Origin of the sequence: Acidicapsa dinghuensis (assembly GCF_025685685.1) — a bacterium.
Lineage (GTDB): Bacteria > Acidobacteriota > Terriglobia > Terriglobales > Acidobacteriaceae > Acidicapsa > Acidicapsa dinghuensis.
In genome coordinates, this window is sequence record NZ_JAGSYH010000001.1 from 574,218 (window position 1) to 586,096 (window position 11,879).

Here is an 11,879-nt window from a genome sequence, read left to right on the forward strand (position 1 = left end):
TCACAACGATGACGCAAACAGAACTCGCAGCACTCAACGATTTACTGGCCATCCCCGGGGTGGCCAGTGTCGTTTCCGACCAGAGCGGCCTTCCAAAGCTCGACATCACCACCCCCGCCGCCAATGCCGAAATCTACCTCCACGGCGCGCACGTCACCTCATGGCAGCCGGCAGGCTTCGATGAAATTCTCTTCGTCAGCAAGCTCTCACACTTTGAAGACGGCAAAGCCATCCGCGGCGGCATCCCCATCTGCTTCCCCTGGTTCCGTGCCAAAGCCGACAATCCCAAGGCTCCAGCCCACGGCTTCGTCCGAACGCGAGAATGGAAACTCGAATCCATCGCCCAGGATGCTGCTAACGTTGTTGTGGCTCTCACCACCGCAAGCGACGACTCCACCCGCGCCTGGTGGCCATTCGACTTCCGCGCCACTCATCGCATTACCGTAGGCACATCGCTCAAGCTCGAACTGATCGTGGAGAACACAGGTAGCGAAGGATTTCAGTTCGAAGAAGCGCTTCATACCTACAACCGAGTCAGCGATTCCTCATCGATCCGCATCTCCGGACTGGATGAGGCTACTTATCTGGACAACCGCAACAACAACGCCATGAAGGTGCAATCAGGCGACATTCGCTTCACTACCGCCACCGACAACGCCTATGTCGAAACAGGGGACGCAGTCACTATCCACGACGCGGGACTCAATCGCTCCATTCGCCTTGAAAAGCGAAGTTCACTCACGACCGTAGTCTGGAATCCATGGAGCGGCGGAGCGGCCGCTTTCGCCGACATGGATGACAGCGAGTGGCGCGAATTTGCCTGTGTCGAAGCCTCGAATATCCTCAGCGCCGGAGTCATACTCCAGCCAGATCAGTCTCACATTATCACTGCAAACATCACAGTCTTCACTGGCGCGTAATCAGTCCGTCATTTTCGGAACAGCAACGGTGCAGCAGCCAGCAGATTTTGCCGCCACACGACAAACGTGTGCGCTCCCGGAGTCTCCACCGCTGTTACCGGCAACCCTTTGCCTTTAGCCCAGGCCACAAAATCACGGTTCGGCGTAATCAGCCGGTCATCCGTTCCGCAAGCAACCCAAAGCATCTTCAGATTCGTCTTGGCCGCTTCCACATCGCGAAAATGCGTATCGAAATCCCCGCGCGGCAGCGCTCCGCTCATCGAGCCCACCCACGCGAAGATGTCGGAATGATTCAGCGCCAGCGACAGACTCTCGATACCTCCCATAGACAACCCAATAATCGCCCGACTCTCACGGCCTCGCGCTACGTTGTAGTCACGTTCCACCGCAGGCATCACCTCGCGCGCCAGCGTCTGGTCAAAGAGCCGAATATTGTCCACTCCCATCGCCCCGCTCGGCGTCCCATTGCGCCCGCGGCTCACTACGTCAAAATCACCATACCCACGCGGCATCACCACAATCATTGGAATGATCTTTCCATCCGCAAGCATCCGGTCCATCATCAGGTTGGCCTTGCCCGTAAGCGTCCAGCCATCCTCGGTATCCGTGTACCCATGCAGCAGATAAAGCACCGGATACCCATCCTTGCGCTTCGGGTCGTATCCCGGCGGCGTGTACACCACATACGCGCTCTGGTTTTCAGGAAAATGCACCCCTATCTTCGTCGTGAAAAAGTGCTTTGAAACCATCCCATGCGGAATATCTGTCAGCTCCCACGGCTCAGCCGGATGCCCCGGCACCAGCACATCGCTATACGGATCCACGAAGTTCACATGCACGCTCAGATTCAGCGGATCGAGCATGTGTACTCCATCCACCACAAACGTGTATCCGTAGTGTTCGGGAGGCAAAGGACTCGTTGTAGCCGTCCATACCCCATCCGCACCCTGCACCAGCGCCAGCGGCTGCAACAGCGCATCAGTCAACACCGACACCTGCTTGGCTCCCGGATACGTTAGCCGGAAAGTGATCGATCCATCAGCATTCACCTCAGTTCGCGGCGCAGCAGGCCGCGCTGGGGGAGCAGGTGCAGGCGCAGCCGAAGGAGTCTGCGAATAAGCATGAACGCCATCAGCAAGAACAAAGCAAGAGATGGCGCAGAAAGCGAGAATTAAGATGCGGCGCATAACGCCAGCAAGTGTAGCAGCGGCGCTATCGGGAAATTGAGAATAGCGCCGCTTTCGATTGCGGATTTTCACTCATTCCGCAGCGCGATCATCGGATCCACCGCCGCCGACCGGCTCGCCGGAATCACCGAAGCCAGCGTCGCAGCCAGTGCCAGACTCACCCCAGCCAGCACCAGTGAATCCGCCAATCCCCCATGCATCGCGGCAAATGAATGCGTCAAAATTCGCTGCGCAACAAACGTCAGCCCCAGCCCAACACCGATCCCTGCGCCAATCAGCACAAACGACTGCCGCAGCACCAGCGTGATCACCTGCCAGCGCTGCGCTCCCAGCGCCATGCGAATGCCGATCTCTGTCGTACGTTGCGCCGCCGTAAAGCTCAGCAGCCCATAGATACCGATTCCAGCCAGCAGCAGTGCCAGACCACCAAAGAGCGTCAGCAGCAGCACCAGCAGCCGCCGCGCCGCCAGCGACTCGCTCACCAGGCTCGACAGAGGATGCACGTCGTACACCGCCTCCGTCGAGTCCGCAGCCTTCACGGCCTCTGCCAGCGTCCCGCGCAGTGCATCCGGAGCGACCTTCGTCCGCACCACAATCGCCGCGCCATCCGAAGCATTCTGCGCCATCGACTCGTAGATCAGGCCCTTGTTCTCATCCACCTCCAACGAGTCCTTCCGCACATGCCCCACTACTCCGACAATCTCTTTCCATGGTGAATTCGACCCGTTGCGCACATGCTGCCCTATCGGATTCTGCCCCGGCCAGTACGCCTGCGCCAGTACATCGTCAATCACAGCCACTCGTGGATGATCCGCACGGTCCTCCTCCGTAAACCACCGCCCCTTCAGAAGCGGAATCTCCATCGCCGCGCGATACCCAGGCGTCGCCGTCACCCTGTCGCTGTGCGGACCAGGATCACCCGGCCCCAGGGGTTGATTCTCAATCTGAAAACTCGCCGAGGGATGTCCATTCTTGCCAAACGGCAGCGAAGAGACAGCCCCAGCCGCCACCACTCCCGGTTGCTGGCTCAGCCGCGACATCACGTTATCGAGAAAGTTCTGCACCTTCACCGGCTGCCCGCGATAGTTCGAAGCATTCAGCGTCACACTTCCAGCCAGCACTCCTTCGCTCGTAAATCCAGTGTCGACATGCTGCAACTGCCGCAAGCTGCTCAGAAACATCCCCGTCCCAGCCACCAGCAGAAAAGCCAACGCCACCTCGCCCACTACCAGTACGCTGCGAAACCGCTGCCGTGCCGGAGCCGCCGTCGATCCCTTGCCATACTCAGCCAGCCGCAAGTCCTTGTACGACCGCGCCACTTGCAGCACCGGAGCCAGCCCCGCAAACAACGAAGTAGCCAGCCCAAATCCAGCCGCCGCCAGCATCAGCTTCCAGTTCCCTTCCACCACAAACCCCGCTGCCAGATCATGCGGAATCGCCAGCAGCAGCAATCTCCCCAGAAATGGCCCAGCCAGAATCGCAATGCCCGTTGCTATCCCAGCCAACAGCACCGTCTCCACCACAAACTGTTTCGTAAGCTGCGAAACCGAAGCCCCCAGCGCCGTGCGTATAGCCAGCTCTCTCGTCCGCGACGAAGCTCTTGCCAACATCAGCCCCGAGATATTCGCGCACGCAATCAGCAGAATCATCCCCGCCACGGCAAACAGTGCAAACAGCGGCTTGCGTAGATCGCCCGCCGCATCCTGCGTCCACGGCTGCGCAAACATGCTCCAGCCAGCACTCTGCGCAAAACTCCCCGTCCCTTCGCGCCGAATCTCTTCCTGCCGCTTCCGATCCAGGGCCGCATTCAGCTGCGCCACACTCGCCCCCGGCCTCAGCCGCACCACTGAGTCATAGCTCTCATTGAACCGATTGTCCGCGGCATAGTCGGTCGGCGCCAGCCCCAGCGGAATCCAGAGCTGCTCATTGCGCGGCCAGTCAAAATCGCTACGCATCACGCCCACAACGCGGTACGACTGATCATCCAGCAGCACCGATTGCCCCACCGCATCCCGCTGCCCGCCAAACATCTCCTGCCACAGCGCATAGCTGAGAATCACCTCGCGGTTAGCACCCTTCTGATCCTCCTCAGGGCGAAACACCCGCCCTACAATCGGCTCCGCTCCATAGACATGAAACCACTGCCAGGTCACCAGCCCCGCCCGCAGATGCTGCGTCCTGCCCTGAAATGTCGCGTTGAAGCTAGTCTGCTGCACTATCGCGCCCGACTCCACAATCGGGCTAAGCGACACAGCATCCTGAAAATCCGGTGCAGAAACTCCAATACTCGGCAGATTCAGCTGCACATACCGCGCATGGAACGACGCCACACTAGCCGGGTCCTTGACCCCTGCCGGCTGCAACAGCACCGCTTGAATCACACTGAAGATCGCCGTATTCGCGCCCACGCCCAGCGCCAGTGTCACAATCGTGATCGCCGTAAACATCCGCGCCCGCCAAAGCTGCCGTAGCGCATACCGAAGATCCCCAGACCTACCCGCCATTCCGCACCTCCTCTGGCTGCTACGCAATCCAGCCGCTATTGGTTCTCAGATTTTTTGTTCTGCCTCGTCCTGAACTTCGACGGCAGTGGGCCAATTTAAAATTTTTTCATTTACGGCTACCTGTTACCCGGCCCCGTCATCACTTCCCCAAGCGGACTTGTCGTTACTTATCGGGTCGGTGAATGGCTTGGCGATTTGGCATAAATCCTGAATCCGATACCGTTGTCGCGTTTCACCGCTGTCAAGATCACCTACTTCACAAGCGTGGCGAGACGATCTTTGCTGATCTTCAACACCATACCGGCATTCCTGTCAGCAACTTCACTGACGTGGTATTCGGCGGCAGTTCCAAGCACCTGTGCAATCTCTGAAGGCGTAAGCTTGTAATCTTCCGCAAGCCATGAAGCCATATCGCTTGTGGCTTCTTTGAAAGCGTCATCGAGCGAACCATCAAGCCCCATGGTAATAACGTCGGCGGCCGTCTCCACTCGAGGATCTCCAATGCGTTTGTTGGGGAGGACGTCAACAGTCACTTCCACGTCCATAGAGGTTTCCAATGCGTTGCCATTCAGCTCGCCGTCTCCTTGCGCTGCATGAGCGTCGCCGAAATAGAGCAGCCCGCCGGGGTTGGCTACGTGAAGATAGACTGTTGCGCCTTCCCTGATTTCGTTAAAGTCCATGTTTCCGCCGTAGTATCCCGAGTCACCTGTGCCCGGCGGGGCCTGCGCAGGACCCGGAGCAGCAGAGATGCAACCGAGCATCGGCTTGAGCGGGATTGTGTAGTGCTTGAGGTGTTCCGAAGGGGTCTCAGGCGTTGCGGTTCCCGCCGTCCGATCGAGATGCCACCGAATGGATTTACCGTTGTCCTTGACCTTGACGGCGAGATCGCTGTTCAAGGCACGCTCATCAAGCCCATCGTCGCTCTCCGCCCAATCACGATTGAGGGTGAGTTTCTTAATGTGGACAACGAGCACGTCTCCCGGCATCGCTCCCGTTATGTAAAAGGGACCGGTCTGAGGATTGCCGCCGAGGGACCACCTGACCCCGTTCATATCCGTCCCGCCCGCATCCACCGTAGTGGTGTGAATGGTATCTCCAGGATTGATCGTGAGCACCGGTTTATTGAAGGGAGACACTTGACGATAGAAGACCGTCGGCGTGAATTCATGAGTCCTGGGCTGCGGATGTTCCAGAGCAGGCGCCAGCATTGCCGTGAATTTAAGAATCATCGGGTGCGCCTTATCACTGGCGTCCGTTTCTGTATCCATTCCTTCCATCTTGCCGTCGGCGAGCGTCGCAGTGATTTCATCAGTGTTGCCCTGTTCATCCGTAGCCATCAGATGCAGGTCAGTCCCGTGAAGAGTACCGGCATACTTGTAGCCCCGGCCTGTACCCGTCACCTTGTCGCCCGTCTGTTCAAGATTGAGAAGAGGAGTCAGAGGAGTGCCCAGATAGTTGGTCGAAACAATCCAACGGCCTGTGACTGAGGGTGTCTGAGCAGAGGCCCAAAAAGATAGGCTTAAGAGCATGGGTAGGAGCTTGATGTGAGCCATGGACATTTCTCCTAAGAGCAGGATTGAAATGCTGAGCCGCAATGACTGTGCACCGGCTCTCAACGATTGTACGTAGAGAAACGAGTCCTGGTTCGGCACGTTTTTAATGGTTCGGCGTGGCGCCATCACTGTCCGGCATTGGACACATATTCTTGAATTTGGACGATGCCAAACAAGTACCACCGGCAAGCTACGCAATATCAACGGTTGAATAAAGAAAATGTGGCGAGGGACGTGCTGCAGGTACGTGATGCAGAGTTGGCAAGATCGAATCCTCCGGCGCCGTCAAGACGATCCGTTGCCGTAGATCCGATACAGATATTCAAGTCGCAGTAGACGGATTCAGGAAGCGCCTCTATTTTTCCGGGTGATTGCCATTCGACTTAAGGGGAGAATTCATGGACCTTTGGTTACAGGATTTTCGTTATGCAATTCGCACGCTTCGCAAGAACGCGGTCATGACGATGGTGATAGTGGCTTCTCTGGCAATCGGAATCGGCGCTAATTCGGCCATCTTTAGCGTGGTCGACGCACTGCTGTTGCGCCCGCTCCCATATCCGAATGCCAACCGCTTGGCGGCTGTGTGGCTGCATTCCCCCGGAATTGGCATCCTGCGCGACTGGCCGTCTCCAGGCGAGTTCATCGACGTTCAGAACCAGAACCATTCGTTCGAGCAGATGGCGCTTGCGCAGAGCCGCACCTTTACGCTGACGGGGCGCGATCAGCCGGAGAGAGTTGATGTGCTGCGCACACAGTCGAGCCTCCTGACGATGCTTGGCGCAAAAGCTCTACTTGGGCGTACTTTCTTACCGGAAGAGGACAAACCGGGCAAACCACCTGTCGCAATTCTGAGCAACGGCGTCTGGACGCGCTTGTTCAACTCGGACCCGGCCATCGTCGGCAAGAGCATCATGCTTGATGGGAATGCATTCACTGTGGCGGGCGTACTTCCGCGCAGCTTCATGCTGAATGCCGAAGTGATGCCCTCGGAAGGGCCAATGGACAAGGTGGACATGTTTCTCCCCTTGCCATTGGGAGCCGATGCCGCACAACGCCGGGGCGACGAAAACTACAACATCATGGTGCGCCTCAAGCCGGGGGTTTCGTTGCAACAGGCACAGGCCGACATCAACGTCATCGCCAGCCAAATCCGCCAGAAGGACAAGCGCGACGTTACTTTCGGCATGGATGTCGTCGGCCTGCAAGAGCAGGTGGTCGGAGATGTACGACGTGCTCTGCTGGTGCTCCTTGGGTCCGTTGCGCTCGTCTTGCTGATCGCCTGTGCCAACGTGGCAAATCTTCTGCTTGCGCGAGCGGCGGGCCGCGAGAAAGAAGTTGCCATCCGCACCGCGATGGGAGCGGGCTGGCATCGTCTGATGCGGCAACTGATGACCGAGAGCATTCTTTTGGCACTCATCGGTGGAGCCGCCGGACTCGCTGTAGCTCGATTGAGCCTTTTTATAGTGCGCACGATGAACCCCGGCAACATTCCCCGGCTTGATGACATCGGAATCAACGGTTCGGTCCTGGCCTTCACGTTCATACTTTCGCTCGCCACCGGCATTCTCTTCGGACTCGCCCCGGCATGGCGAGCCATCAAGGTTGACGTGAACTCTTCGCTGAAGGCCGGCGGCCGCAGCGGACAGTCCGAGGGCGGCCTGCACATGACACGGCACTATTTGCGCAGCTTGCTGGTTGTTTCAGAACTTGCGTTTTCACTGATGCTGCTGATCGGGGCAGGACTGCTCATCCGAAGCTTTATCCGTTTGCAGAGCGTGCCTCCGGGCTTCACAACGGAACACGTATTGACCATGGAGGTCGCAGCCAACGACCCGAAGTACCGCCAGCATAATGCTGTCGCTGGCTTCTGGCGTGAAATCGACACCCGCGTTGCCCACATGCCAGGCGTCGTAGCCGAAGGCGAGGTCTCAGCGCTCCCGCTCACCGGGACGGTTGGATGGGGAGGCATTCAGGTGGAGGGGTACAATCCCCCGCCGGGCCAGGAGTTGCAAGTCGATCAGCGAACAGCAAGCACCGACTACTTTCGCACCATGCAGATTCCTCTAACCGCAGGCCGCTTTTTCTCAGAGCAGGACACCGCGGATATGCCGCCGGTCGCGATCATCGACAAAAATTTCGCACAGCGTTTCTGGCCGCACAACGACGCTGTCGGCAAACATGTGTGGTTTGATCCGAAGAAGCCCATAACGATAGTCGGCGTTGTCGGAACCGTCAAGCAATACGGTTTGGAGACCGATGGCAAGATCGCAGCGTATTTCCCGCTGCTGCAGGACACGGGTCGCGGTATGTTCCTGGCGGTTCGCTCCTCATCGGATGACACTGGGCTCTCTAGCGCTGTTGTCAGCGAAATACACTCTGTCGATCCCTCTGCTGTTGTGTATGGCACGCGCACCATGCAGGACCGCTTGTATGATTCGCTTGCGCGCCAACGTTTCTCGAGCGTCATGCTGGGTGCATTTGCGGGCTTCGCAATGCTGCTGGCGGCCGTTGGCTTGTACGGCGTGATCTCGTATCTGGTCTCGCAAAGCACGCACGATATCGGCATTCTGGTGGCATTGGGTGCGCGGCCCGGAAATATTATCAGTCTGGTTGTCCGGCAGGGGATGCGATTAACCATTGCCGGCATTGTCATTGGAATCATTGGAGCGGCCGCGCTCACTCGGGTGATCGCCAGCCTCTTGTTCGGTGTAAGCACCACGGATGTCGCTACGTTCTTGGCTGTACCTGCGTTGCTGGCCGCGGTGGCCTTCGCAGCCACAGTCATCCCAGCGTGGCGGGCCACCAATGTGGACCCGATTGTAGCGCTGCGAGAGGAATAACATCACACATCGCTGCTTTCCGGCAGTTTCGCCAAGCCTAAGCCAAGCCGTTCACGTTTTCGCGGGTCGTTAAAAGGGTCGCAACAGTGAGGAGGCGTCTTCGCAAAACACCGACTCAACGCTACTTTGGTCTCAGGCTAGCCAACAGAGTGTCGAATCTCACCCAATAAATCGCAGAGTCCTTTGCGCTCGTGCCTCTTGTATAGAACAGGTACTTGCCGTCGGGCGTCACGTACTGGCCCCATCGATGAGCCAGACCATCGTTAATCTTTGGCCCCAGGCTGACTGGCGTCGTCCAGCTCAAATCAGGTCTGCGAAATGAAATGTAGAGCTCGCACTCCGCTGTCTTCGTTTCCTTTGCGCTCACAATCATGTAAGACTCATCCGGTGCTACAAAGAAATCACTGTTCCGCCCCGGCTCGTTCAGCGGTGCCCCGAGATTTTGCACCTTAGCACCAGCCGCGGAAATCTTCAGGGTGGAAAATGAATTCGTTATCCCGGCCTTCTTATCCTCTGCGCCGCTATCTGTCGCAATATAAAAAGTCCCACTCTTCGTCGGCGTAAAGTCATACAAGCTGAAAGGTTCCTCGTACGCTACCTCTGGGGCAGTCCAGCCATCTTTGGTCCGTCTCGATCTCAACACATGATTCGGATTGGCGTCCTCGAAGTAGAGCACGTTATCGTCCGGCGACATCGTCACATCGAACAGATGTTCGTTCAGCACCTTCGGCCCAATCCACCGATGGCCGTCGTAGTGCAAGGATTTGATCTTAGCGGTTTTCAGCGTACCCCAGTCGTCGGCCTGGTAGTAATAGATCTCTCGTCCATCTCGCGAGAACGTGATGCGATCCATCGCCATCGTCCCTGGCTCGGTCAGCAGGCCGGGCGCAAAAACCTGAGGCGTGTTTGACGGGCGCGCCTGCCCAAGATACGCCTGCGGACTATCCCAGAAACTTTCCTGTGCTTCAGCAGCCACAGCCAGATAGCCAACCGCAATCAACCACACGGCAATAAGTCTCAGACGCACGTTTCACTCCTCCTTGGTCGGGAAAAGATCAATTCCTCGTTACAGCGAAACCAGAGTTGATATCCCGAAACCGCTGCTCTCAACTCGACGCGACCGAACTGCGAGAGCGGCTAATCATCGTAGAAGATCGCCAGGACACAGGAACTCTGGTTTCGCTCTGGAAGTGCACCAAAGGTTTCATTGCCTGTCTCAGCATTATCAGTGCTATGTGGTATCACCGCAGGAATTATCCGTCCGAAATCGAAAGCTAGCGCCCACAAACGGACACTCGTAATTATGTCCGGCAGCGAACTGGTATTCGACCCGACGCGATTCAGCCTTGATCTCAGCGTGGTTTTACAAATATTGAGTTATCATCGCAATCGCTTATCGGAGTTCTAATTAGAGCGAGATAGCGGACCGATCTCGCTGCTTAGCAGGACGCAATAACTCTGGTTTTGCTCTAGCGCTCATAGCGCCATTCGCTGATGAAGTGAAAGCCACGTTCAAGCAACGGATAGTGGTCAGGCGTCGGCGTTCGGGTGAGGGTGAGAATGGCGGGCTTGATGGGAGGAGCCGGCTTGGCAGGCTTATTCTCAGGTGTGATTTTGGATGGGTTGGGCAGTATCGAAGTGAGAATGAGATGGTTGGGATCGGAGAGTTGCCAGGCGTAGTTGGTCGGTGGGTTGATGAAGTAGCAATCGATCCGGACGGTGTGTCCCTTCTGGTCAAGATCGACACCGGTAAGCCAGAGCTCGCCGTCAGCGGAGCGCGTGTAAGCGCGGCCGGATTGGGCAACGTAAAGGTCGGTGACAGGAATGCCTTCGGGGTCGATGAAAGCGCCTGAGGCAGCGTGGGCGTCGTCAAGATGCCAGGCGCCCACCAGTGGAGATGGCGTGCGGAGCGCGACTTGAAGATGGCGCCAGCCGATGGTCATGAAGATCGGTCGGACGACAAGAAAGGCGACGGCGAAGACGATCTCGGTGACGAGGATGGCGATGCACCCGGCTCGGCGGCTAATGGGAGGAATCCAGACGCCGGTAGGCGCAGCAGGTCTATGGCTCCAGAAGTAACGGCAAAGGGAGAGGAAGTCGGGCAAGGCGAGGAAGACGCAGCCGAGGAGCAGGTTGGTCGCGAAGAGCTTAACGGGAACGTCGTAGCAGTAGTTGTAGAGGACCACGTTGGTGACGACGAAGGTGGAGAAGAGGGCTCCCGCGAGCGCGGTGCGTCGGTAGAGGAGAAGAACGCCACCAAGGACCTCCGCTGAACCACAAATGATCTCGTAAACAGGGCTGAGTCCGATAAGGTTCCAGAGAAAGGTCATGGGAGCCATATTGCCGGCAGGCTCGGTGAGGATCGCGACAGAAGGGGGCGGCATTTGAAACGGGAAGACTTTGACCAGGCCGTAGCCGATCATGAACATGCCGCATGTAAGTCGGAGAAAAAAGCGAAGCCACGCGTGCAGGGTGCGGTATTCGGTGCGAGGGCTCTTCCGCAGATGGGCGATCACGGTCCAAAGAATGCCACCAGCCAGGGCGAGGGCGAGCGCGAGGCCATCGTGAATCCAGTTCATCGCAGTGTCGCCGGAGTCGCTGGGGTGCCAGTGGGCTGCGATCCCGCTCAGATGAAACACGTACTGCCCGGCAAACTCCGACAGATGATTGAGGGGCCAGTTGAGCTTGTCCTGAATCCAGCCGCCGACAACCGGAAATGCTTCCAAAAGGGTTCCGTTGGCGCCAACGACGATGAAGCAGAAGAAGTACAGGAAAGCGATGCGGAAGCCAAGGCGAGTAGCGGGGCTCCAGGATGGCGGCGGACTAGCGGAGGAGATGGAAATGCCTGAAGGCTCCAAAGGTACCTCGCTTGCAG

7 protein-coding genes are annotated in these 11,879 nt (G+C 57.6%); 2 read left to right on the plus strand and 5 right to left on the minus strand.

The annotated features are described in order from the left end of the window. Positions 1 to 8: 8 nt before the first annotated feature. On the plus strand, positions 9 to 920 hold the full coding sequence (locus OHL22_RS02255) for a D-hexose-6-phosphate mutarotase (protein WP_263332747.1): 912 nt from the start codon (positions 9 to 11) through the stop codon (positions 918 to 920). An 8-nt stretch (positions 921 to 928) separates the two neighbouring features. Here OHL22_RS02255 and OHL22_RS02260 read toward each other — a convergent pair whose 3' ends face one another. The 3 genes from OHL22_RS02260 to OHL22_RS02270 form a co-directional block, all read right to left on the minus strand. Next, positions 929 to 2,107 carry an alpha/beta hydrolase gene (locus OHL22_RS02260; protein ID WP_263332749.1) on the minus strand — a complete coding sequence of 393 codons (1,179 nt, stop codon included), beginning with the start codon at positions 2,105 to 2,107 and terminating at the stop codon, positions 929 to 931. A 68-nt stretch (positions 2,108 to 2,175) separates the two neighbouring features. Further along, positions 2,176 to 4,611, minus strand: coding sequence for an ABC transporter permease (locus tag OHL22_RS02265; RefSeq protein WP_263332751.1), 2,436 nt, complete (start codon positions 4,609 to 4,611; stop codon positions 2,176 to 2,178). Between the two features lie 251 nt (positions 4,612 to 4,862). Continuing rightward, positions 4,863 to 6,164 (minus strand): acetamidase/formamidase family protein, encoded by a 1,302-nt coding sequence (locus tag OHL22_RS02270; RefSeq protein WP_263332753.1) that lies wholly within the window; start codon positions 6,162 to 6,164, stop codon positions 4,863 to 4,865. A gap of 398 nt (positions 6,165 to 6,562) precedes the next feature. Between OHL22_RS02270 and OHL22_RS02275 the strand changes: the two genes are divergently transcribed. Next, entirely contained in the window at positions 6,563 to 9,004 is a 2,442-nt protein-coding gene (locus OHL22_RS02275; RefSeq protein ID WP_263332754.1) for an ABC transporter permease, read from the plus strand. A 121-nt stretch (positions 9,005 to 9,125) separates the two neighbouring features. Here the strand turns inward: OHL22_RS02275 and OHL22_RS02280 are convergent, their stop codons facing one another. Next, complete coding sequence (locus tag OHL22_RS02280; RefSeq protein ID WP_263332756.1) at positions 9,126 to 10,031, minus strand: hypothetical protein; 906 nt, start codon at positions 10,029 to 10,031, stop codon at positions 9,126 to 9,128. Between the two features lie 442 nt (positions 10,032 to 10,473). Next, entirely contained in the window at positions 10,474 to 11,862 is a 1,389-nt protein-coding gene (locus OHL22_RS02285) for a hypothetical protein (RefSeq protein ID WP_263332758.1), read from the minus strand. Positions 11,863 to 11,879 lie beyond the last annotated feature (17 nt).

What these genes read in the sequence shown, in the direction of transcription:
- OHL22_RS02270 (WP_263332753.1), bottom strand. Translation starts at nt 6,164, where the DNA reads ATGGCTCACATCAAGCTCCTACCCATGCTCTTAAGCCTATCTTTTTGG.
- OHL22_RS02255 (WP_263332747.1), top strand. Translation starts at nt 9, where the DNA reads ATGACGCAAACAGAACTCGCAGCACTCAACGATTTACTGGCCATCCCC.
- OHL22_RS02275 (WP_263332754.1), top strand. Translation starts at nt 6,563, where the DNA reads ATGGACCTTTGGTTACAGGATTTTCGTTATGCAATTCGCACGCTTCGC.
- OHL22_RS02265 (WP_263332751.1), bottom strand. Translation starts at nt 4,611, where the DNA reads ATGGCGGGTAGGTCTGGGGATCTTCGGTATGCGCTACGGCAGCTTTGG.
- OHL22_RS02260 (WP_263332749.1), bottom strand. Translation starts at nt 2,107, where the DNA reads ATGCGCCGCATCTTAATTCTCGCTTTCTGCGCCATCTCTTGCTTTGTT.